Raw genomic sequence first — 22,213 nt, 5'->3', positions numbered from 1 at the left:
CTCACTTTGCCCGTCCGGTGAGTGGAACAACGGTGTCGGCGTCGTCGCGGATGATCCCTCGCTTTCTGTAGCGACGGAGGCCCGCGGGCGCGACGGCGGCCGTGGGTTCGACTCGGAAGCCTCCATCACCGAGGGCTGTCGCCGCCCGTTCGACGGCCTCGCCCGACACCGCTATCGCGTCGCCGTTTGTCGTATCGAGTGCCGCCTCGATGGACTCCCGTTGCACCGGACTCCGGATCCGGATCCCGTCCGCGAGGTCGTTCGTCCCCTCGCTCCCGCTCCCGCCGCCGCGGCCGGCCGCAACCGGGTCGTACCCCGCCGCTTGCACGGCGAGCAGTCGGGGCATCCGGTCCGTCCACCCAGCCTCGACGAGGGCACGAAACCCGCGGTACGCGCCCAGCAGAAGCGTGCCGTGTCCCAGCGGCACCACCACGGCGTCCGGGACGGTCCAGTCGCGTTGTGCGGCCAGTTCGATGCCGAAGGTAGCGGTCCCAGCAAAGAAGGCAGGGTTCCACGCGTGGCTGGCGTACCACCCCTCGCCGGTCTCGACTGCCTGCCGACACGCCGCCGACACCGCCTCGCGGTCGCCGTCGACCGCCACGGCCGTCGCGCCGACCGACTCGACGGCCCGACGCTTGGCCGCCGTGACCGACGACGGAACGTAAATTTCGGCGTCGAGACCCGCACGGGCGGCGTAGGCGGCGACCGCCGCGCCGGCGTTGCCCGAGGAGTCCTCGACCACGCGGTCGACACCCAGTTCGATCGCCCGGGAGACGACCGTCGCCGCACCGCGGTCTTTGAAACTCCCGGTGGGTGAGACGTGTTCCAGTTTGAACGTCGCGTTCCACGCCGGCGCGTCGACGAGCGGGGTGAACCCCTCGCCGAGGGTGACGTGGGGGTCGATCGGGAGAAACGCCCCGAACGCCCAGACCCCGCGCCGACCGTCGAACGAGGTGAACGCGGGCGCCGGCCCGTCCGGCTTGGGCGTCGACGCGAACTCGAGGGGTGACCCGCAGGCACAGCGCCAACGGTCGGCGTAGGTCCGGTTGCAGTTCGGGCAGACGAGACCGACGGGCATGTCAGTAGCTGTCGACGTTCTTGCCGACGGAACAGACGTACTCGCCGGTGGCGACCTGCGGGAGGCGGCGACTCCGCCAGAAGATGCCGTCGTTGTCGGCGGTGATTCGGGCCTTCAACTCTCCGAATGGATCGGTCACCTCGAACAGCGTCTCGTCGGCGCTGACCCGGTCCCCGAGGTCGTGTTCGTAGCGGACGAGACCCCCCACCGGCGACCCGTACTGGTCGAACGCCTTCGCACGCGTCTGTGGGTCGACCGCCGCGTCGCCATCGAGAAAGCCGTACTCCCTGAGAACGTTGAACACGCCCTCGACACCCGTGGCGATGCTCCCCTCGTCCCAGCCGACGGCGCCGCCGAGTTCGGGATCGATCGCCGGCGTCCCGTCGGAGGGGGCGACCCGGGCGAGTTGACCATCCGGACCCTTCTGGTCGAGGACGTACCCGCATCCGAACGTCTTCGCGAGGTTGAGACAGTCGGAGTGGAGGCGGTGGCGGCGCCCACACCGAACCCGCACCTCATCGATCATCCGACTCGTCGACCCTTGGTGAAGGTCGAGAATGAGGTCGGCGTCCCGCGCGATATCGTAGGTGGCGGCGGCGATACGTTCACTCGACGTGCCGTTCTCGTCGCCCGGGTACGCCCGGTTCATCTTCGTGTCGTCGATGGGATTGCGGTGTTTGGCGACCTGAAACGCGTGGTAGTTGACGATGCCCACCAGGACCACCGTTCCGGCGAGTTCCGTCGGGTCGAGTCGCGGGACGACGCGTTGCACCACGCCGACACCGTTGAGTTCGTCGCCATCGCTCGCCGCCTGAACGTAGAGGGTCTTTCCGTCGCGAGCCCCCTTAACGACGGCCACCGGGAGTCCGAACCTACTGCCATCACGCGTCTCGCCGACGTCGAGACGGCCGGTGTCGACCGTCCCAGGTGAGGCGTTCGCGCTTCCCACCGAAGTCATTATTCGACACATGGACTCGCCCCCTTTGAGCGATTCGGTCGCGAACGGGTGGTCGCGGCCGTCCATCCGTGGACAACGACGGGGATTTTACCGTGCGGTTCAAACGTAGTGTGTGAGCGACGAACGACCGGAACGCCCGCCCTCGGCGGGATTGCTCGATGCCCTGCAGGTCCGGCGCAACGCGGCTGTGGGCGTTGTCACCGGCGGTGTTCTCGCCGTTCTCGGCTATCTCGTCCGCGTTCTCGAACTTGCCGGCCCCGCCGAGGGCACCCAATCGTACCCCGTCGTCGGGCCCGAAGGGTGGTTCCTGATTCTCGGTTTCGTTCTCGCGTCGGCGACGGCGTTGCTCGTGACGGCGGCGCTGACGGCCGCGACGGCCTACCGCCTCACCCGCCGTCTGTAGGGTCGTCGTCGCCGGCCAACTCGGCGAGGCGCGACGCCCCGGTACGGGTCCCTTTGGCGATGATGACGTCGTCGGCGTGGACGGCCGTCTCCGGGCCGGGCGAAATCGCCCAGTCGCCGTCGCCGCGCCGCACCGCGATCACGCGCATTCCCGTCGCGGTCTTTACCTCGAGTTCGCCGAGTGAGGCGTCCGCGAGACGCGCTCCCTCGCCGACGGCGACGCGGACGATCACCTCGTCGGACTCCTCGACGGCGGCGGCGACGACCGGGTGGGTGTCCAACCCCCTGAGAACGCCTTCGCTGATCTCCACGGCGGCGTCGCTGATCACCTCCGTCGCGCTTGCGAGGTGGACCAGTCCCCGAAGCGAGATGGGGTCTTCGACCCGCCCGGCGGCGCGCAACACCCACGCCTCGAACCGCGATTTCAGCGCGTCCACCTCCGCTTCGAGTTCCACCACCTCGGCGGCCACCCCCTCGCTGTCGAAGAGAACGGAGCCGTATGCCAGATCCACCGCGAGTTCGCTCATGTTTTTCATCAACACGATGGAGTCGACCGCTCGATCCAGATCGTCGATGGTGGAGTCGACCGGTTCGGGCGGGTCGTACGCGTCGCCGGTGACGGCGCCGTACGCAGACGAGAGCGCCGCCTCGGTCCCGCGGAGGAGGGCAACGTCGTCGGCGTCGAGGCTCGTCTCCCGGTCGGGGTTGACGATCCACTCGCCGGCCCGCCGGATCGCGATCACCCGGACACCCGTCTCGGTCTCGAAACTGCAGTCGCTGAGCGTCCGGCCGGCGAACTCGGAGTCGCCCGTGACCCGTCCGCGGACGACCGTCTCCATCGCCTCGGGAATGGCCGTCCGCATCGCCTCGGGGACGCCGATATCCCCCAGAACGATCTTGGCGATATCGCCGGCGGCGTCGCTGATCTTCTCGGCGGCGCCGACGACGCCGAGAACGGGTGCGAGCGCCTCGGCGTCCTCCGGACTCCGGGCCGCCATCAGGAGACTCATCCGTGCCTGCAGTTGCAACACGTCCATCCGTTCTTCGAGTTCGAGCACCTCCGCGGCCACCTCGTCGCTCCCGTGGAGCACCGCCGAGTACGACAGGTCGATGAGGAGTTCGGCCGTGTCTTTCATCTCCGCGAGGACGGCTTTCACGCTGACCGGTTCGTACGACACGTCCCCGGGATCCATACCCAAACACCCGCACCCGGAGGGTAAAAGTCCCCTGCCGGACTCGACCGGGTCGGTGGCCTTTCGGTCCGCTCGGCGAACGGCGGCCGAACGACGGACCTGCGGTCGGCCCCGCGGCGACGCCGAATCGGGGGGAGGTCGTGTTCGCGGCGATTTCAGCCACCTGAGCCGCCGCCGTCGTTGCCGGTCAGACTCCCGGCGCCGACCGCTGTGGACGACATCGGAGATTCGAGAAGTTTTAATTCACCGGCGGCCGTACTCGGTACCGACCGATGGCCATCGACCCGCGAAACTACGACCTCGACGAGCTCCGGGCGGCCAGCGGCACGCCACGGACGGCCGACCCAGGGGCCGAAGCGGGTGTGGCCGGGGACGCGAGAAACGCGGACACCGACACCGACGACCACTGGCCGGGCGACTGGCACGACGGCCTTCGGGGCCGCCGGCCGACCGCTCCCGACGCCGGGCGACCGACGGCCGACGCGGCGTTCGAGGCGTCCGTGGCCCGGGATCTGGCCGCGCTAGACCGGGACGCGGACGACCTCACCAGACCGTACCTCCCCGCGCTCCCGGCGGCTTTGCCCGCCGAGATGCTGATCTTCGACTGGCTGGAGTTTCTGTTGTTGCGGGCGGGCCGCGAGTCGGTGGCCGATGCCATCGCGTTCTACGAGTCGGTCGGATGGGTCGGCGCCGACGCCGCCGATACCCTCGATGCGTACCTCTCGGGGTTGGACGAGCCACAAGCCGGTGCCGGCAACGGCTTAGACGCCGCCGACCACCGCGTGAGCCTCCACTACGTCGCACGGCTGGCGTCGCTCGCCCGTGGGCACCGGGAGTGATTATTTATCACACCCGCGTGTAGCCCGGATGCATGAATGACTCCGATGACCCAGACGCCGACACCGGCGCCCCGACGCCCATCGGCGTGAAGTTGGGCAGCACCCGGACGGTGATCGCCATCCCCGACGGTGACGGTCTGCGGACGGTGAAGACGTTGACCTGTCTCGCGACGTACGAGGACGTGATCACCGGCGAGGAGCGGGTGCTCTACGGCGAGGAGGCGGCGACCGAGTACCCCGAGCGCGTGCGGTACACCCTCCGATCCGGGCTTCCCGAGGACGAGGGCGGCGCAGACCTGACCGCGACGTTTTTCCAGGAGGTTATCGAGGCCAACGACGTACCTGCCGACAGCGCCGTTGTCTACGCCATCCCGACCATCGACAACGAGCGTGGCCTGCAGAACCTCCAGTCGGTCATCGAGGGCAGCGCAATCGGCGGGGCGCTGATCCGGAGCTACCCCGAGTCGCTGTGTGGGTCGGTGCCCGCATTGGGCGAGGGGCTCGAGGCGGTCGACGACATCTTTGTCACCGTCAATCTGGGCTCGACCAACCTCGAAGCCTCGGCATACCGGCGGGGCGAACAGCTCGTCCCGTTCACCACCGGCGCGGTGACGGGCAACGAGGTGGACCGCATGATCGCCAACTACGTCGAGGAGGAGACGCAGGGGCGGGTCAACATCGACAACACGACCGCCCGCGAGTACAAGGAGGACCACGCCGACCTCGTCGACTTCGAGCCGTTTACCGATGTGATCCAACAGCCCGGCGGCGGCTCCCACGAGTTCACCATCGAGCGCAGCGTGGTTGACGCCGTCGACGAGTACGTCGACGAGGCCGTTGAGGAGGTGGCCAACGCTTTCCTCCCGGAGCTTGCAAACGATCATATAAAGGTGTACCAGCTGGCGCTTGACCACCCAATCGTGCTCACGGGCGGTATGGCCTGCATCCCGGGCATCGTCGACGAGTTCGAGAAGCGCCTGTCCGAGGAACTCGGCCGCGAGGTGTCCGCTATCGCCCCCGAGGAGCCGGCGCTGTCTGCTGCGGTAGGGGCACAGCGCATCGCGGAGCGACTGGTCGACGCCGACGCGTCTTGAACACCGACGACGCTTTGTCCCGGCCCCCACACCAGTACGCATGAAACAGGCCATCGTCGCACGCACTGACCTCGGTATGGGACAGGGAAAACTGGCCGCGCAGGTCGCACACGCGGCGCTGTCGGCTTCAGAGGACGCCGCCGACCGTACCCGCCGAGCGTGGAAAGGCGAGGGACAAAAGAAGGTGGTGTTGAAAGGGAGCGGCGAGCGCGACCTGTTCGAACTGGCCGACGCCGCCGAGCGGGCGGGCCTCCCCCACGCCATCGTCCGCGATGCCGGGCACACCCAATTGGAACCGGGGACCGTGACGACACTCGCCGTCGGCCCGGCCGACGACGACGAGGTGGACCGCGTGACCGGTGATCTGTCGCTGTACTGACAACGTTACGACCGATACCGTTGGCGTGAGCGATGAGGTGGGTGCGTCACCGACCGCCGCGGTCGTCGCTGGCCGGGAGCGAGACGACCGGGTCGGAGTCGGCGTCGTCACCGCACTTTCGTTCTGTCGAACGGCCCGGCCCCGTCCCGTTCTGACCGGGACCGACAACGACTCCCGTCGGGGACGCGAACCCCAACCGACGACCCGATGCGCGAGGCACACCCGCTGGAACGACAGGTCGGCATCGATCACTACGTGAGCGACGGACCGGGCGTCGGTGGGCGACTCCGGGACGACCCCGCGGAGTTTCGGGTCAGAGAACTCGAGAGCAAAGCGATCGATCCCGAACCCCTCGACGCCGACCCGTCGTCGTACCCCCACCTGTTGGTCCGGGCGACGCTCACCGACTGGGACACCAACGACTTCGTCGGTGCGCTCTCAAACGCTATGGGGATCAGCCGCGAGCGGGTGTCGTGGGCCGGCACGAAGGACAAGCGCGCGGTCACGACCCAACTGGTTTCGATACGCGGGGTCGGCCCACCCGACCTACCCGACCTCTCGGGGGTGACCCTCGATCCGGTCGGTCGGGTCGGTCGCAACCTGGAGTTCGGTGACCTCGCGGGCAACGCCTTCGAGATCACGATCCGCAACCCCGACGATCCGACGGCGGTCGACGCCGTCACCGACGACCTCGCCGCGTTCGGTGGCGACCGGGTCGCCGTGCCGAACGTCTTCGGCCACCAGCGGTTCGGCAGCAAGCGTCCCGTGACCCACGAGGTGGGTCTGTGTGTCGTCCGCGGCGAGTGGCGCGAGGCGGTTCTGACCTACGTCGGTAACCCCGCCGAGACCGAACCCGACCGGACCCAGGAGGCGCGGGCGACGGTCGAGGCGGTCGCGTCGGCCCCCGCTCCGGACTGGACCGAGGCGCTCGCCGCGGTCCCCGGCCACCTTGGCTACGAACGGTCGATGCTCCATACGCTCGTCGAGAACGGGGGGACCGAACCGTCGGACTTCCGGGAGGCACTGGAGGCGGTTCCGTGGAACCTCCAGCGACTGTTCGTCCACGCGGCACAGTCCTACGCGTTCAACCGCATCGTTTCGGCGCGACTGCGTGCGGGCCTTCCTTTCGACCGTCCCGTTGCCGGCGACGTGGTTTGTTTCGCGGATTCCGACGCTCCCGAGGACCTGCCTTTGCCCGACACCGACCGCCTCCAACGGGTGACCGGATCCCGGGTCGATGTGGTGAGTCGCCACTGCGAGCGCGGGCGTGCCTTTGTCACCGCACCGCTGCTTGGCACGGAGACAGAACTGGGTGACGGCGACCCCGGCGAGGTCGAGCGTGCGGTGTTCGACGACCTCGACCTCGCACCCGCGGATTTCGACCTGCCGGGCGACTTCGACTCGACTGGGACGCGGCGGCCGATTCTCGTCGGCGCGGGGCCGACGGTCGAGCGCGACCCTCTCACGCTCTCCTTTTCGCTCCCCCGAGGGTCGTACGCAACGGCCGTTCTCCGGGAGTATCTGAAGGTCGACCCGCGGGCGCTTTAGCCCTCGGCCGCGGCGGCGTCCCACCGTCCACGGTCGTGAGCGCACCACGGTCGGAGAGGGTGACCGTCTCGGGAGTGAGGCGGTCGGCCACGCCCGTGACCGCCCACACACCGACCGCGAAACCGAGCGTCGGTAACAAGAAGCGACGGTTCCGACGACGGCTCTACCGGAGAACGGGACGGTGGTGGGGCTTCGGACGTGGGCAAGCGGCCCGTTTGCGGGCGCGAGGGATGGACTTATCCGGTGTCATCGTCTCCGTCCGGCATGGAGTGTCGGCGGTGTGGATCCCCGCTCGATCGCCCGGGCGACTACTGTTTGGTCTGTCACACCGCCAACTGCGACACCGTCGTTCTCGACATCGACGCCGACCGCGCCCACCTGACCATGCTTGACGAGGAGGCGACGGTGGGCGAGACGACGATCACCACCCATCCGGAACCCGAGGGGAAACCCCGTGTCGTGGAGCGGCGTAATTTCGCCGGCCGGATCGCGGACGAACTCCGCCGAAAGCGCCCGGAGACGGTGTTTTCGGCTGGCGACCGTGAGATCATCCGGGCGGTGCGTGGGGAGACCCGGTACGAGTTCTTCCGCGTCGCGGGTGAAGATCCCGTAACAGTGGTGCTAGAACGGCGCGGCGAACGTGCCTTGGAGGTGGTCGAGACGCCGCCTAAGGAGAAACTCGGAGGGCGGCATACGACGCTGATCGGCGACCGTGAGGGCCGTCGCGCCATCTCGACGGTCGCCAACCACCCGCACGTCAAAAAGATCGTTCCCGGGCCGATCGACGCCAGTGGGACGGGATCGCAGTCCGGCTTGCGGGCGAAGGTGACGCGGGCCGACGGTAACGGCAACGTCCGCCTTCTTCTGCGCGACGGGTCAAGCGTCCAGGAGAACCGCATCGTTACGACGGCGATGGACCGCGAAACCGGCGAGCGAGTCCGAGACGACCTGAACGAGGAACTCGCGGCCGTCGACCTGCAGTAACCTCGACCCGGACTCGCAGGGTTTATCCGTTCGCTCCCGGTATTTCGTGGTACTATGGCCGAGAACAAGGCACGCAGTACCGGGAGCGCGGGCCGATTTGGCGCGCGCTACGGGCGCGTCGCCCGCCGACGGGTCAAAGAAATCGAAAGCGACATGCAGAACGCCACCCTCGACGGCGACGACGTCACCCGAATCGGGACGGGCGTCTGGAAAAACGAGGAGACAGGCGAGACGTTCACCGGCGGTGCGTACCGGCCGGAGACGCCCGGTGGCCGGACGGTGAAACGGTCGATCCGTGCGGCACTTTCCACCGACGACGAGTAATGAGCTACAAATGTTCCCGGTGTAAGCGCGATGTCGAACTCGACGAGTACGGCGGGGTTCGATGCCCGTACTGTGGCCATCGGGTGCTTTTGAAGGAACGTGCCCCGACGGTCAAGGAAGTTAACGTCGAGTAGCCAGTCCGTGGTCGATGAGTCGGGGATCGACGACGCGCCACACCGCCTCTCCCTTCGTTTCGAGTACGACACCGCTCGGCGCGCCCGGATCGTCGAGCGCAGCGTCCGCGCCGAGGCCGGCGAGGTCGACGACCCCCGGTCGGCGGCGCGGGTCGACCGAGTCCCGTCGGACGGGTCGTCGTCTCGCGATACCGTCCGCGTGCGCATCGGCGCGGCCGACCTCGTTGCCCTGCGGGCCGGCACGAACAGTTGGCAACGACTGCTCACCGTGGCGGAGTCCGTCGCCACGGCCGCCGGCCGGTAGCGTCGCGGAATACGGGGCTTTTTCACTCCGGGACACCACCATCTGTTCATGCAAGGAAATCTGCCGCCGGAAGCCCAGGAGAAACTTGAGGAACTGCAGGATCTGCAGGAGACCGCCCAACAGGTCGCCGCACAGAAACAGCAGTCCGAAACTGCGCTCAACGAGTCCAAAACGGCGCTCGACGCCCTCGGAGACATCGACGAGGACACGCCGATGTACCGCGAGGTCGGCGAACTTCTCGTCGAAACGGAGTACAACGATGCCGAGGAGGACCTCGAAGAAAAGGTCGAAAATCTCGAGGTTCGTGTCGAGCAACTGAGCAAACAAGAGGAGCGCGTCCGCGAGCAGTTCGAATCGCTCCAACAGGAACTCCAGCAGATGCTGCAGGGCGGTGCCGGCGGCGGTCCGATGGGACCGGGTGGCGCCGGCGGCGCGTAAGGCCGTGCCGGACACCGACGAACCGGACGACGAGACGGTTGTACGGACGGCGGCCGAGGCGGCCGAGGGAACCGTCTTTGCACACTACCGACAGTCCTCCGTCCGCGATCTGGACGTGACGGTGACGTTCGAGGAGGGTGTTCTCGAGGTCGACGTGTACCTGAACGTCCCCGACGACGCCGCAGACACGGACGCAGACCCGGAGACGGTGGCCGACGAGGCCGCCCGGACGGCACGTGATGCCGTCGACGACTTATTCGACGAGTGATTCCCCCTCTATCTGCGGTTGTGTCCGGATAAAAGGGTGCCTACCGCCGCTGCACGTATACGCCACGGACCGTACAGCCGGACGAACTGGCCACACGACGTGAGACACACCCGTGTGGTTCTCCGACCCCAGCCACCGCGTTCGCGGCCGTGCCGACGACCGATGTCGCCGACGGTGGCCGGACCGACGCCGACACGGCGGCCGGCGTCTCGTTCTCCGCCGTGGGGGGCGTGACCGCTCACGCTGCCACCGACCCCAGGGATTCACCCCGGGTTCGAGAACGGCACGCCCGGAAGCGGGCCGAACCGGGCGGCAGCGAGGCCGTCGCCGGGTGCGAGCGCGGCGGTCGCCGAACGGTAAGCCGTGGCTGTGTCCACACTCACGGGCGGGCAAGGTACTTCTGTGCCGCTTTCTAATGGAGGGTATGCGAAAGCGGGCATCCGTTGGTCTCGCGGTACTGATAATCCTCGCGTCGGTCGTTCCTGCGGCCGCCGTCGGTGAGCGGCCGGCGGCCGTCGGCGACGACGGGGAGATAACACCCCAGCGTGCCGATCCGAGCGAGGACGTCATCGGCTGGGAAGGTGGCTACTGGCACAACGAATCGATCGACGTCGACCAGTCCGACGGGCTGACCGACGAGGAAGTAGACGCCTACGTCAGCCGTGCGATGGCGCGCGTGGAGTATATTCGCGAAAAGGAGTTCGAGTCCGACGTCCCCGTAGAAATCCTCTCCCGTGATGAGTTCGAGCAACGACAGTCGGGCAACACTTCAAGCAACGCCTCCTTCGACGCGTGGAACGATCAGGTGTGGGAGGCGCTGTTTATCATCGGTGAGGACAGGGAGGCAAACGAGGCCCTCCAGAGTGCGTCCGGACAGACGACCGCGGGCTTCTACGCGCCGGCCGACGACCGCATCCGGATCATCACCGACTCGCCCGACAACCCGACCATCGACAACGCAACGTTGGTGCACGAACTCGTCCACGCTCTCCAAGACCAGAACGGGGCGCTGGGCGAGCGCATCGCCGACACGGAAACCCAGGACGCTGACCTCGCCGTCGACGGTGTTGTGGAGGGTGAGGCCAACTACATCCAGCAACGGTACACCGAGCGGTGTGGCGACGAGTGGGAGTGTGTGGGGACCCCGAGCGACGACTCCTCGGCCGACGAGCCGCCGAACCTCGGTATCCTGCTGACGCTCCTCCAACCGTACTCCGATGGCCCGGTGTACGTCGACCAGCGCCTCGAAGAGGAGGGCTGGAGCGCAATCGACGCGGAGTTCGAGGAGCCGCCTCAGTCGACCGAACAGGTCATCCACCAGACGGACGAGGAACCGACGCCCATCGAGTACGAGGACCGCGCCCGCAACGGCTGGGAGACCTTCCCCAATCAGGGTGAAAACGGCTCGGACACCGTCGGCGAGGCATCGATGTACGTGATGTTCTGGTATCAGGCGCGGACGGCCAGAGCCGACACCATCCCGGTTCGGTCCGTGACCCGGACCTCGGGGTCGTTCGACATATACAACTACGACGCCGAACCCTCGGCCGGGTGGGGGAACGACCGGGTGTTCCCCTACCAGAAGGGCAGCGGTGACGACGCCCAACACGGCTACGTCTGGACCACCGAGTGGGACAGTGAGGAGGACGCCGACGAGTTCGTTGAGGCGTACCGCGCCATTCTCGACGCACAGGGTGCGACCCAACAGAACGGCCTGTACGTCATCCCTGACGGCGAGTTCGAGGACGCCTTCCGGATCGACCGCGACGGCACGCGCGTCACCATTGTCAACGGGCCGACACCCGAAGCGGTGTCCGATATCCGGCCCCCCACCGACGGATCGAGTGCCGCCGACGAGCTGGACGGTGACGGGGCAGACGGAGCCGACTCGACCGACGGAACCGACTCGACTGACGACGGTGAGGGCGACGACTCCGGCACCGGCTCCGATGACGGTGGTGACGGCGGCTCGACCGGGCTGGAAGCACCCGGATTCGGCGCGTTAACGGCCGTGATTGCTCTTGTCGCTGCGGCACTCGTCGCGCTCCGCCGACGCGACTGACGACCGACGACCGACGACCGACGGTTGGTGGCTGGCGGCACCCTTTTTGTTTCACGACGACCACGACCGGAGCGTGCGCTCCGCTCGCTTGACGCTCCTGCTGACGGTTCTTGTCGTTCTCGCCGGCTGTGGCGGAAGCCCGGCGTCGGGTGGCGACACCACCCCGAAGACGCCGACGCCGACATCGACGCCGGTGCCAACGGGAGTGGAGCCCACGACGCCGGCACCCACCACGAGCACGCCGCCACCCACGGTCACGCCGGACCGCGACGGCTTCACGGACCCGGAGACTGATCGACTGGGCTGGGAGGCGGGCTACTGGTACGACGAACCGCTCCCCGTAAACGCGAGCGATGGCCTGAACGACAGCGAGCGGGCGGCAGTCGCCGCGCGGACGATGGCCCGGGTTGAGCGGATTCGGGCCCTTGAGTTCGGGTCGTCGGTCCCGGTTGAGGTGGTTGACCGCGAGGCGTACCGCGCCGGTGAGGAGGTGACGGCGACGGCGTGGGACGAGCAGGTGTGGGAAGCGCTTCTGTTGATCGGCGAGGATCGATCGGTCGAGCGCGTCTTCGAGTCGTTCTACGGCGCGTCCGTACAGGGATCCTAAGTGCCGAGCGAGAACCGCATCGTGGCCGTGAGCGAGGCCGACCGCCCGACGCTCGACCGGCAGACGTTGGCCCACGAACTCGTCCACGCCCTGCAGGACCAGCAGTTCGGGTTCGACCGGAACGCCAGCCGGTCCCGCGACGAGCGGTTGGCGCGACAGGCGCTGATCGAGGGCGACGCGGGCTACGTCGCGGCGCGGTACGAGGAACGCTGTGAGGCGGCGTGGTCGTGTCTGCCCCGCCCCGACGACGGTCCGGGAGCCGGTCTCGACGGCGACATGGGCGTCTACGTCGCGACCTACCAGCCATACAGCGACGGCCCGGCGTTGATCCACCGACTCCGAGAACGCGGCGGGTGGGCGGCCGTCAACGCCGCCTATGACGCCCCGCCGACGACGGCATCACAGGTGATCCACCCCGACCGCTACCCCGAGTGGTCGGCCCAGCGCGTCCGGGTTGAGGACAGGTCGGCGGCGAACTGGAGCCGGTTCGACCGCTCGCCACCGGGGACGACCGTGGGCGAAGCGTCGGTGTTCGCGCTTCTCCACGCAAACGGCGGGGTGGCGCCGTTCCACCTCCAGCGGCCGACCCGGCCTTACCGGCGCTACAACTACACCCACACAACGTCGACTGGATGGGCCGGCGACAGACTCGTCCCCTACCGGAGCGCCGAGGGTGAGTACGGCTACGTCTTCCGGACCGAGTGGGAGACAACGGGCGACGCCGCCGCCTTCGCCATCGCCTACCGCGAACTCCTGCGGGAGCGTTGGGGGGCCGAACGCCGCGAGGGCGACGTGCTGGTGGTTCCTTCGGGACCGTACGCCGATGCTTTCCGCGTCCGGCGCTCGGGGACGACGGTTACGGTGACGAACGCGCCGACGGCCGCCGACCTCGAGTCGGTTCACGGAGACTGAAGAGGAATCTTCTTCGAAAGCATCGACCGAACAGACGGATTTTTCACTCACGGGGGCGAAGGCAAAGCGATGCCACCGTTCGATATCGTCGGACCCGAGGCGATCAGCGAGGGGACGGCGACCGACGCGTACTTCACCCGGACGGAGACGACCCTCCGGCACGCCGGTCGAAACCCGCGGGTCGTCGCCGAGGTGACGGCCGATCAGTTCCCCGACGGCGACTTCGAACTCCTTGCGGGTGTAAAAGACGCCGCAGCCCTTCTTTCGGGTCGCGGTGTTGACGTCGACGCGATGTGTGAGGGGCAGTTGTTCGACGGCGGGCCTGTTCTCCGGATCGAGGGGCCGTATCTGGAGTTCGCCCGGTTCGAGACGTCGCTGCTTGGCTTTCTTTCACACGCGAGTGGGATGGCGACGGCGGCTCTGGCGGCCCGCCGGGCCGCACCCGAGTCGACGGTGCTTTCCTTCGGTGCGCGCCACGTCCACCCTTCTATCGCGGCCGTTGTTGAGCGGAGTGCACTGCTCGCTGGGCTCGATGGCTTCTCACACGTCGCCGCAGGCGAGGTGCTCGGCCGCGAGGCCGGCGGGACGATGCCCCACGCGTTGTTGATCTGTTTCGGCCGTGGGAAGCAAGAAACGGCGTGGCGGGCGTTCGACGAGGCGGTCGGTCCGGAGGTGCCCCGCGTTGCGCTGTGTGACACCTACGGCGACGAGGTCGGCGAGGTGTTGCGCGCCGTCGAGACGTTGGGAGACGACCTCGACAGCGTCCGCATCGACACGACGGGGTCGCGCCGGGGGGACCTCCGGCATATCATCCGCGAAATCCGGTGGGAACTCGATGCCCGCGGCCACGAGGACGTGGACGTGTTCGCAAGCGGTGGTCTCGGCCCCGACGCCCTGCGCTCGCTCCGAGACGTGGCCGACGGCTTCGGCGTTGGTGGCTACGTCTCGGACGCCGACCCCGTGGATTTCGCACTCGATATCGTCGAGGTCGAGGGAGAACCGGCGGCAAAGCGTGGGAAACTCTCGGGGACGAAACAAGCGTACCGGACGCCCGATGGCGGCCACCATGTCGGCTTGGCCGACCGCGAGGGGCCGGCAGCGGCGGAGCCGTTGCTGGAGGCGTTGATCCGGGACGGTGAGGTGGTTCGGGAGTTCGATCTGGATGCCGCGACAGAACGAGCACTGGCCGACGCGTCGGCCACGGGCTTTGGCGGGGACTAAAGCTGTTCGACGCTACCGCCGCCGGGGCGTTCGCGGAACACCTGTCCGTCGAACAGGGTGATCATGGTGTCGTCATCCTGCCAGGCGAGGGGGGTAAGCCCGGCCTTCCGGCAGGCGTGTGTGAGAAACTGCTCCTCGTTCCAGTCGTTTTCGACCGGGAGTGTGGGATACATCCACGCGTGTTGGCCGTCGGCATCGACGGCGATGCCGTGGGTGCCGAGTTCGAGGTCCGACGCCGGATCGTTTGTGAGAACGTGGTTTCCGACGACGCAGATAGAGATGTTGAGGCTCTCTAGCTCCGGCGGTTCGACCTCGGAACCACAGGAGTCATCGGAGGCCGCCGTGATGGCGGCGTCGACGATGGCGTGTCCGAGCTGGTCGGTGCTACGGTAGGCCCCGGCACAGCCGCGGAGTCGCCCCCGCCCTCGGGTCGAGGTGATCCGGACGAACGCCCCAGTTCGCGTATAAAACGCATCGCGCATGCTTCCCGGCTGTTCTCGCTGGCCCTGGAGTACGTACGCCTCCACCGCTTCACGAGCCAGTTCGACCGCCCGGGCTCCATCGTCGTAAGAAAGGTGTACCGTCTGCGCCTCGGACATACAGCGTACGACGCTCCGGACTGACTTGAACCCTTCCTTTCCGAGCAAAGAACCGTGATGTATTATCCACAACCTATCCACGGTTCGCTTTGTCGACCGAACGGCTTATTCGACGGTCAGGCGTAGCTTGCATCGGCAGAGAGAGCCCGGCCCCCGTGCCGTCAGGCACGAGGAAAGTCCCCCCACCGTCCGGACGGGTGACCGGGCGCAAGCCCGGAGTCGGAGACGGCTGGCTCTGGAACAGAAACGAGACCACTCGGCCCGACCGATGAGGTGTGCGAACCCGAGCGAAAGCGACGGGAGTTAACCCACCGAGGGAAGCGTAACCGACGGTCACGGAACACGCGAGCGGTAGACGCCGCGAGCGGGGAGACACTACGCGTCTCCCGAGACCCGGCGACCCGTTCACGGGACCAGCCGGGTCCTATGACGGCCGAGAACGGATGGAACGGCGAATCCCCACCGGTGCAAGTCCGCCTCGTCAAGGTAGTCCGGACGCGGAGGCGGACGCTCAGCCGAATGCCGGGTCGAACAGAAGGGGGCTTACTCCTCTCAGCCACTTTCCTTTCCGGCCACCACGCCGCGTCTCCCGGTTTGTCTCGTTCATGACACCCACGCCGACAGCCCCGGATGATCCGCGACCACCCTGTCTGCGCCCGCCGCTACCGCGTCGACCGCCGCCTGCCACGTCCGCCCCGTCAAAACGTTGACCGTGCGGTCGACGGTGTCGACATCCGCGTTTCGGACGGCCGACAGCGACGTATGGATCGCCCCGGCGCCGTACCGACCGGCGTGCCGTCGACGCAGGCGACGGTGCCGGCCTCGACGCGGTCGGCGCGGGCGGCGGTCGCACGGACCGCCGCGACCATGTTCTCTGGGTTGACGCCCGCGAATCCACATGGGCGATACCGGTCGTCACGGCCGTTCGAACCCGTTTTCCCACCGAAAGACGCCATCCCGCTGGATCGTCTCGTCGTCGACGGTCAGCCGTGATCCCTCGCCCGTCCGGGCGATGAGGTCGACGTGGATCGCGCTGTCGTTTCCGGTTTCCCCGTCGGGCAGGCAGGCGTCGTAGGCGCGGCCGAGCGCGAGGTGGACGGTCCCCGCCATCTTCTCGTCGAAGAGAACGGTGTCGGTCGGTCGGGTGATGCCGCGGTTCATACCGACGCCGAGTTCCCCGGCGTGTTGCGCTCCGTCGTCGGTGTTGAGCAGTTCCCCGAGCGCCGCCTCACCCTCCGCAGCGGCGTGGTCGACGACCGCACCGTCTTCGAACACGAGGCGGGCATCCCGGAGCCGACGGCCACGGACGGTGATCGGCACGTCGAAGCCGATTTCACCCTCGACGGTTCCCGGCGCGGTGAACACCTCGCCGCTGGGGAGGTTGTGGGAGTCGTAAGCGACGCTTGCGGCGCTGTTGACCGCCGTTCGCCCGTCGATATCGAGCGTGAGATCCGTCCCCGTTTCTTCGGCGACGATCCGGACCTCGCTTCCGGCGTCAAGGATATCTTTCAGCTGGCCCATCTCCGTCGCGAGTTCCTCCCAATCCCGGAGTACGGCGTCGTACACGAAGTCGCGGTAGGCCTCGTATGACATCCCCGCGGCCTGTGCGAGCGAGCGCGTGGGGTGGACCGTCGACACCCAGTCGGTCGCCATGCGTGCCTCCCGGGCGTCGGACCGGGCGCGGTCGGACGCGTTTCGGACGTCACCCGGCACGTCGGCCGTCGCCGCGGTGTTGCGCCCCCCGCCCAGCGAGAGGTAGACGTCGGCGGCCTCGTACAACGCCCGTTCGGCGTCGTTCGGGCTGAACTCGCCGTCGTGAGCGCGGAGGTACGCCCGCGACACCTCGTCGGAGCCGTAGGTGGCGAGCAGGTTCGCCTCCCGGTCACCGAGAACGGCGGCGACGGCGACGGCGAGGTCGTGTGCGCCCTCTGCGACGCGTACCACCACGTTGTCTCCGGGGTCGACCCGGGCGCTCCAGTCGACGAGCGTCTCGGCGTGGGCGCGGACGCGGTCGTCCATACGGGGGGATGGTCGCCGGGGCGCAAAACCCCGGCGGTCGGGGCGCCGAACCGGAACCACTACCTCCCGGCACGCGGGAGCACACGGTATGCAACTCGGAGTCGTCGGACTCGGACGGATGGGACGCATCGTCGTCGACCGCGTACTCGACGCCGGTCACGACGTGGTAGCGTTCGACATCGACGAGGCAGCGGTGGCGTCTGTCGCCGAGGCGGGCGCGGGACCGGCCGACTCGCTGTCCGACCTCGCCGACAGACTCGGCGGGGCGAAACGGATCTGGCTGATGGTGCCCGCCGGCGACGCGGTCGACGCCGCACTCGACGACCTCGCCCCACACCTCGGCGAGGAGGACGTGATCGTCGACGGCGGCAACTCCCACTTCGAGGACTCGGTCCGGCGGGCCGACTCGACGGACGCGGCGTATCTCGACTGCGGGACGAGTGGGGGTCCCGCCGGGGCGGAGCTTGGCTTCTCGCTCATGATCGGCGGGCCGGAGGCCGCCTACGAGACGATGCGGCCCGCCTTCGATGCCGTCGCCACCGGCCCCGACGGCCACGACCGCATGGGGCCGGCGGGGTCGGGCCACTACGTGAAGATGGTCCACAACGGCGTCGAGTACGCTCTGATGCAGGCCTACGGTGAGGGGTTCGAACTGCTCCACGAGGGCCGGTACGACCTCGACCTCGAAACGGTCGCGCGAACGTGGAACAACGGGGCCGTGATCCGGTCGTGGCTACTAGAACTCTGTGAGGAGGCGTTCCGCGAGGAGGGCGCCGACCTGGGCGATGTGGCCGACAACGTCGCCGGCGGGTCGACGGGAACGTGGACGGTCCAGGAGGCCCTCGAACGCGAGGTGCCGGTGCCGTTGATCCACCAGGCGCTCGCCGAGCGGTTCGCCTCGCGGCGGGAGCGGTTCTCGCGCCGGCTCGCCAATCGTCTGCGTTACGGCTTCGGCCGACACGAGGTCGCCCGGCGTGATGGAGCGTAGGGGACGACTCAGGCGTGGCGGATCCGGAGGAGGCGGTCGTCACGTGCCGTCGGGAACCCCCCTCCCGCCCGGCCGTCGCGGTTCGACGTGAGGGCGTACAGTTCACCGTCCGGACCCTGTTCGAGCGTGCGGAGTCGGCCGAACCTCCCCTCGAACAGCGGCGTCGACGCCGTCCGGTAGGCGTCGTCGAGGTGGGCGGCGTCGTGGGACTCGTCGTAGCCGTCTCCGAGCGGGTCGGGGGACAACGTGAGCGCGACGACCCGCTGGCTCCGGAGGCCGCCGACGAGCAGGCGGTGTCGCAGTCCGGGCACGTCGTCGCCGGTGTAGAAGGTCGCCCCGGAGGGAGCCCAGTCGGGTGCCGTCGCAACCGGCGGGACGTGGTCGGTGCCGGCGTAGAAGCCGAAGTTGTCGCCGGCGCGGACCTCGGGCCAGCCGTACGTTCCGTTCTGCCGGAGCACGCTTACCTCGTCGCCCACGCCGGGACCGTGTTCGGTCGCGAGCGCCGTTCCGTCGGGGAGCCACGCGAGACCCTGTGGGTTCCGGTGGCCGTGTGTGTGGACCCGTGCGTCGCCGGCCCATCCCCGGTCGGCCGGCGGAGTGCCCGTCGGTGTCACCCGCAGGATGCTTCCGGCGAGCGACGCCGGATCGCGGGTCCGCTCGGGGGTCTCGATGCCCGGATCGGCGTCGCCGACCGTTACCCAGAGATAGTTCGCCGGTCCGAACTCCAACCGACCGCCGTTGTGGAAGGTGTGAGCCGGGATGTCGTCGACGATGGGCCACGGGCCGTCGCCGCTCAGACCGTCGAACGCGACCACGCGGTTCCGACGCCCTGACCCCGTCTCGACGGTGTAGTACGCGTAGACCAGCGGCGGGTCCGGATACGTCGGGTGGACGGCAATGCCGAGTAGCCCTCCCTCACCCCCGCGGAGCCACCACCGGCTGTCGTCCGACCCCGGCGCTACCGCCCCCGTCGGGATCAGATCGTCCGGTTCTACCACGGGGTGTAACACGCCGTTTTCGTACCTGCTGATCCGACCGACGCGCTCTGAAAGAAACACATCGCCCGAGGGGGCAATGTCTATGTCCCACGGGATGGTTAGGTTCTCGATGAGTACTTCCACGTCGTAGTCGGCCGGCGGCGGCGCGGTCGGCGGTGTCCACGTGGGATCGTACCCCGACCACGCCGTCACGTCGTGGTCAACCGACGCGTCGTACAGTTCGTCCCCGACAGCCGTCGTGGTCCGGTCGACGCTCTCCCCGGCACAGCCCCCCAGCGCCGACACGGAGAGCGCCCCGCCGAGGCGACGGAGATACCACCGTCTGGTCGACTCGCCCGTCCGGTTCGCGTCACTGCGCATACTTTCGGCACGCCTAAAAAATACAAAATTCTATCGATAGCATGGGTTTCCGCGGAACCGTCTGCCACAGCCGTGTGGATCACAATCCCCTTAACCCCCGGCTCCGTATCGGCGCGCATGGTTGAGGTAAATCTGATCGGGTTGAGTGTCGGTGCGATACTGACGCTCACCGCCGTTACCCTCCATCTTTCGAGGGGCACGGGCTGGACCCCCACCACCGATATCTCGGGGGAGGTGCTCGAACGCCGGGCGGAGTCTGTTCCCGAAACGGGCTTCCCCGAACCGATGAACCGCGCCATCGGCGGCGGTGGCGGTGGGGCCGTCGCCGCCGGCGCCGTCACCGGCGAGGAGGGGGCTGAACTCGAAGGTGAGGCCGAGGCCGTCGAGGAGTCCGGCCCGTGGGACGTGCCCGACGACGAGGCCGAGACCTTCGAAATCGAGTACGCCAAGGAGGGTGACACGATCGAGGTGGCGGAAAACGAGACCGTTCTCGAAGCCGGCGAGGACGACGGTCTAGACCTGCCCTACGCCTGCCGGCAGGGCCAGTGTGTCTCCTGTGCCGGCCAGATCACCGCCGGCGACAACAGCGAGGAGTACGTCGTCCACGACGACCAACAGATGCTTGACGACGGCGAACTCAACGACGGCTACACGCTGACCTGTGTGGCGTACCCGAAAGCCGACTTCACCATCGAAACCGGCGAGGCACCCTGACGTTCCGGCCGTTACACCGTTTTTCACCGCTCAACGTTGTCGCCACGGTCGTGCAGAAGTTCACATCACGACCCCGCACACGGCGTCGTGAGTGTGCGCCCCTGTCGTACTCGCCCCCCGTCGAAGGCGCAACACCGGTCACGACTCAGTCGCCTGGCGCGGCGGCGGCGTCGTCGACACGGCCTGTGGCGCTGAACCGTGCACGGAGCGCGGGGATCACCGACCGGTCCATGGCGAACGGGCCGCTTCCCGTGATCAACAGGGCCGACGTGAGTCCGAACAGGGTGACGTGTGCCAACACCGGGTCATCCGGAAGCCCGAAGAGCGTGGTGGTGAGAATGACGAACCCGGCTCCGGCGGCACTCCGGGTGAACGTGCCGGTCAGAATAAACAGTCCGACGACGAGTTCGCCGAGACCTGCCCCGAACACCCACATCTCGGGGGCAATGGGGAAGACGGCCGTGAGATCGTACTTTTCGACGACCTGGAGTGCCTGCCCGGGGGCGAGCCACTTTTCGGTCACCCCGAGATAGGCGAAGTTGAGCCCGAGAAAGACACGGATGAGCAGGGGTGCGATCTCCTTTTCCACCCCGGCCTTCGCGAGGAGGTCCGGCACGGTCGGAGCATCCCGAAACCGACTCATAACCGTCCCATCGGTGAGAGTCAGCCGACGGAACAGGAGGTCGGCGCTTGGCTGCCCCGGTCCAACCACGAGAATACCGAGGAATCCGGCGATGTATTCGGAGGCGAGCAGGAACGTCGGGAAATTCGTCACCAACCCGACGGCGTAAATGACGAGACCCGCGGCCGCTGCGAGCCGCGTCACCAACCCGAACAACAGGAGAAAAGCCAGCGTGACCTGGACGAGGCGGGCCTCGACCGGCACGCTCGGGGTGAAAAAGTAGCCCCCGAAGCCCGCTCCCATGAGCGGAAGCCCGGTTGCGAGTCGCAACAGCCAGCCGAGATACGGTCGGTATGATTGGAGCGTCCGCCGAATCACCGTCACGTCTTTGAGATGGTCGCCGTAGCGGAGCCAGCCGGCAGTCGCGACGCTCACACCGACGCCGCCGGCGATGAGCAGCGTGAGGTTCACCGGCTCCGAGAGAACCGACAACAGGAACTTGACGACAGCTACCGAGTCGCCCGGACCGTCGGTGACGTAGTCGACGTGTGCGACCACCGGCCGCGATGCGACCAGCGTGCCCACGAGAACACCCGCCGCGACGCGATAGGGCCAGCCGAGCTTCATACCCCCTCAGTACGTGGACATCTGGGTTAAAAATTCGGCTCCGCGCAGGCTCGGTCGGCCCCTACAGACCGACGTTCGCCGCCAGCGGCCACACCTCGCTTGCGAGAACGAGAAAGGCGAGCGAACTACCGAGGAGCGCGACATTTTTCAGAAAGTTGTTGAACTCGTTTTGATACTGCTCCTCGGGCGCGTTCCAGAAGTCGTGCATCGTCGGCGTGGCGACGATCAGAAAGACGACGAGTGCGCCGGCCGCGACCGTCGGGTAGACGCCGAGCGCGATGCCAAGCCCACCGAACAACAGGAGGCCACCGGACATGGGAACACCAAGGGACGCGGCGGGGATACCTTTGGACCGTGCGTAGCCGATCATCGCTTCGGCGTCGATAAAGTGGTTCAAGCCGGTGAAGGCGAACACTGCCCCGAAGAGCACGCGAGCCAACAGAAAGGCGACACCCCCGCCCGCGGTGTCGAACATCATCCGACCACCCCTGTCGTCGGTGCAGTCGGTCGAAGCGAGCTATCGTTGTCGTTGTCGTCGATC

25 protein-coding genes and 1 other RNA gene are annotated in these 22,213 nt (G+C 67.7%); 18 read left to right on the top strand and 8 right to left on the bottom strand.

Features of this window, described 5'->3' with window-relative positions:
* Window position 1: 1 nt before the first annotated feature.
* The gene (locus Q0925_RS11725; protein ID WP_299335721.1) at window positions 2-1,078 is read right to left on the bottom strand and encodes a pyridoxal-phosphate dependent enzyme; all 1,077 of its coding nucleotides are present in this window, start codon (window positions 1,076-1,078) and stop codon (window positions 2-4) included.
* A gap of 1 nt (window position 1,079) precedes the next feature.
* Complete coding sequence (locus Q0925_RS11720; protein WP_299335719.1) at window positions 1,080-2,036, bottom strand: succinylglutamate desuccinylase/aspartoacylase family protein; 957 nt, start codon at window positions 2,034-2,036, stop codon at window positions 1,080-1,082.
* Window positions 2,037-2,148: 112 nt separating this feature from the next.
* Here Q0925_RS11720 and Q0925_RS11715 point away from each other — a divergent pair, with 112 nt between their 5' ends.
* Window positions 2,149-2,439, top strand: coding sequence for a DUF7536 family protein (locus tag Q0925_RS11715; RefSeq protein WP_299335717.1), 291 nt, complete (start codon window positions 2,149-2,151; stop codon window positions 2,437-2,439).
* Here the strand turns inward: Q0925_RS11715 and Q0925_RS11710 are convergent.
* Window positions 2,423-3,631, bottom strand: coding sequence for a potassium channel family protein (locus tag Q0925_RS11710; protein ID WP_299335715.1), 1,209 nt, complete (start codon window positions 3,629-3,631; stop codon window positions 2,423-2,425). The two genes, Q0925_RS11715 and Q0925_RS11710, sit on opposite strands and share 17 nt — an antisense overlap.
* 272 nt (window positions 3,632-3,903) lie before the next feature.
* Between Q0925_RS11710 and Q0925_RS11705 the strand changes: the two genes are divergently transcribed.
* The 14 genes from Q0925_RS11705 (at window position 3,904) to Q0925_RS11640 (ending at window position 14,745) form a co-directional block, all read left to right on the top strand.
* Window positions 3,904-4,470: a FlaD/FlaE family flagellar protein gene (locus tag Q0925_RS11705; RefSeq protein ID WP_299335713.1), complete on the top strand. Its 567-nt coding sequence runs from the start codon at window positions 3,904-3,906 to the stop codon at window positions 4,468-4,470.
* Between the two features lie 32 nt (window positions 4,471-4,502).
* Window positions 4,503-5,564: a rod shape-determining protein gene (locus tag Q0925_RS11700; protein WP_299335711.1), complete on the top strand. Its 1,062-nt coding sequence runs from the start codon at window positions 4,503-4,505 to the stop codon at window positions 5,562-5,564.
* A gap of 40 nt (window positions 5,565-5,604) precedes the next feature.
* On the top strand, window positions 5,605-5,943 hold the full coding sequence (gene pth2, locus Q0925_RS11695; protein WP_299335709.1) for a peptidyl-tRNA hydrolase Pth2: 339 nt from the start codon (window positions 5,605-5,607) through the stop codon (window positions 5,941-5,943).
* Between the two features lie 207 nt (window positions 5,944-6,150).
* Window positions 6,151-7,491 carry a tRNA pseudouridine(13) synthase TruD gene (gene truD / locus Q0925_RS11690; RefSeq protein ID WP_299335707.1) on the top strand — a complete coding sequence of 447 codons (1,341 nt, stop codon included), beginning with the start codon at window positions 6,151-6,153 and terminating at the stop codon, window positions 7,489-7,491.
* Between the two features lie 264 nt (window positions 7,492-7,755).
* Window positions 7,756-8,475: a DUF2103 domain-containing protein gene (locus tag Q0925_RS11685; protein WP_299335705.1), complete on the top strand. Its 720-nt coding sequence runs from the start codon at window positions 7,756-7,758 to the stop codon at window positions 8,473-8,475.
* A gap of 54 nt (window positions 8,476-8,529) precedes the next feature.
* Window positions 8,530-8,799, top strand: a complete 270-nt coding sequence (locus Q0925_RS11680; RefSeq protein WP_299335703.1) for a 50S ribosomal protein L37ae — start codon at window positions 8,530-8,532, stop codon at window positions 8,797-8,799.
* On the top strand, window positions 8,799-8,933 hold the full coding sequence (locus tag Q0925_RS11675) for a DNA-directed RNA polymerase subunit P (RefSeq protein ID WP_092633386.1): 135 nt from the start codon (window positions 8,799-8,801) through the stop codon (window positions 8,931-8,933). The genes Q0925_RS11680 and Q0925_RS11675 overlap by 1 nt, the downstream gene beginning before the upstream one ends.
* A 7-nt stretch (window positions 8,934-8,940) precedes the next feature.
* Entirely contained in the window at window positions 8,941-9,237 is a 297-nt protein-coding gene (locus tag Q0925_RS11670) for a KEOPS complex subunit Pcc1 (protein ID WP_299335702.1), read from the top strand.
* Window positions 9,238-9,285: 48 nt separating this feature from the next.
* Window positions 9,286-9,675: a prefoldin subunit beta gene (locus Q0925_RS11665; protein ID WP_299335701.1), complete on the top strand. Its 390-nt coding sequence runs from the start codon at window positions 9,286-9,288 to the stop codon at window positions 9,673-9,675.
* Between the two features lie 4 nt (window positions 9,676-9,679).
* Complete coding sequence (locus Q0925_RS11660) at window positions 9,680-9,943, top strand: DUF3194 domain-containing protein (protein WP_299335699.1); 264 nt, start codon at window positions 9,680-9,682, stop codon at window positions 9,941-9,943.
* Between the two features lie 424 nt (window positions 9,944-10,367).
* Entirely contained in the window at window positions 10,368-12,005 is a 1,638-nt protein-coding gene (locus Q0925_RS11655; RefSeq protein WP_299335697.1) for an Hvo_1808 family surface protein, read from the top strand.
* A 73-nt stretch (window positions 12,006-12,078) separates the two neighbouring features.
* On the top strand, window positions 12,079-12,612 hold the full coding sequence (locus Q0925_RS11650) for a hypothetical protein (protein ID WP_299335695.1): 534 nt from the start codon (window positions 12,079-12,081) through the stop codon (window positions 12,610-12,612).
* Window positions 12,613-13,524, top strand: coding sequence for an Hvo_1808 family surface protein (locus Q0925_RS11645; protein WP_299335693.1), 912 nt, complete (start codon window positions 12,613-12,615; stop codon window positions 13,522-13,524). It begins immediately after the preceding gene.
* A 69-nt stretch (window positions 13,525-13,593) separates the two neighbouring features.
* Window positions 13,594-14,745, top strand: a complete 1,152-nt coding sequence (locus Q0925_RS11640) for a nicotinate phosphoribosyltransferase (protein WP_299335691.1) — start codon at window positions 13,594-13,596, stop codon at window positions 14,743-14,745.
* Here Q0925_RS11640 and Q0925_RS11635 read toward each other — a convergent pair.
* Complete coding sequence (locus Q0925_RS11635) at window positions 14,742-15,344, bottom strand: TIGR00296 family protein (RefSeq protein WP_299335689.1); 603 nt, start codon at window positions 15,342-15,344, stop codon at window positions 14,742-14,744. The two genes, Q0925_RS11640 and Q0925_RS11635, sit on opposite strands and share 4 nt — an antisense overlap.
* A gap of 134 nt (window positions 15,345-15,478) precedes the next feature.
* Between Q0925_RS11635 and rnpB the strand changes: the two genes are divergently transcribed.
* Window positions 15,479-15,902: RNase P RNA component (gene rnpB, locus Q0925_RS11630), an RNA gene on the top strand.
* 357 nt (window positions 15,903-16,259) lie between these two features.
* Here the strand turns inward: rnpB and Q0925_RS11625 are convergent.
* Entirely contained in the window at window positions 16,260-17,363 is a 1,104-nt protein-coding gene (locus Q0925_RS11625; protein ID WP_299335687.1) for an aminopeptidase, read from the bottom strand.
* An 88-nt stretch (window positions 17,364-17,451) separates the two neighbouring features.
* Between Q0925_RS11625 and gnd the strand changes: the two genes are divergently transcribed.
* Window positions 17,452-18,351, top strand: a complete 900-nt coding sequence (gnd, locus tag Q0925_RS11620) for a phosphogluconate dehydrogenase (NAD(+)-dependent, decarboxylating) (RefSeq protein ID WP_299335685.1) — start codon at window positions 17,452-17,454, stop codon at window positions 18,349-18,351.
* A gap of 8 nt (window positions 18,352-18,359) precedes the next feature.
* On the opposite strand, the gene Q0925_RS11615 is transcribed toward gnd, so the two are convergent.
* Window positions 18,360-19,709, bottom strand: coding sequence for a PQQ-dependent sugar dehydrogenase (locus Q0925_RS11615; protein ID WP_299335683.1), 1,350 nt, complete (start codon window positions 19,707-19,709; stop codon window positions 18,360-18,362).
* 117 nt (window positions 19,710-19,826) lie between these two features.
* On the opposite strand from Q0925_RS11615, the gene Q0925_RS11610 reads away from it, so the two are divergent.
* Window positions 19,827-20,423, top strand: coding sequence for a 2Fe-2S iron-sulfur cluster-binding protein (locus Q0925_RS11610; protein WP_299335681.1), 597 nt, complete (start codon window positions 19,827-19,829; stop codon window positions 20,421-20,423).
* A 145-nt stretch (window positions 20,424-20,568) separates the two neighbouring features.
* Here Q0925_RS11610 and Q0925_RS11605 read toward each other — a convergent pair whose 3' ends face one another.
* Both Q0925_RS11605 and Q0925_RS11600 read right to left on the bottom strand, forming a co-directional pair.
* A complete protein-coding gene (locus Q0925_RS11605; protein WP_299335679.1) occupies window positions 20,569-21,672 on the bottom strand; it encodes a DoxX family protein in 1,104 nt (367 codons plus the stop codon).
* A 61-nt stretch (window positions 21,673-21,733) separates the two neighbouring features.
* Complete coding sequence (locus Q0925_RS11600) at window positions 21,734-22,150, bottom strand: DoxX family protein (protein ID WP_299335677.1); 417 nt, start codon at window positions 22,148-22,150, stop codon at window positions 21,734-21,736.
* Between the last annotated feature and the right edge of the window lie 63 nt (window positions 22,151-22,213).

This window comes from Haloplanus sp., from assembly GCF_028275055.1.
GTDB lineage: Archaea > Halobacteriota > Halobacteria > Halobacteriales > Haloferacaceae > Haloplanus.
The sequence above is the reverse complement of the archived record's forward strand: the minus strand, read 5'-3'. Positions and strand labels throughout refer to the sequence as shown.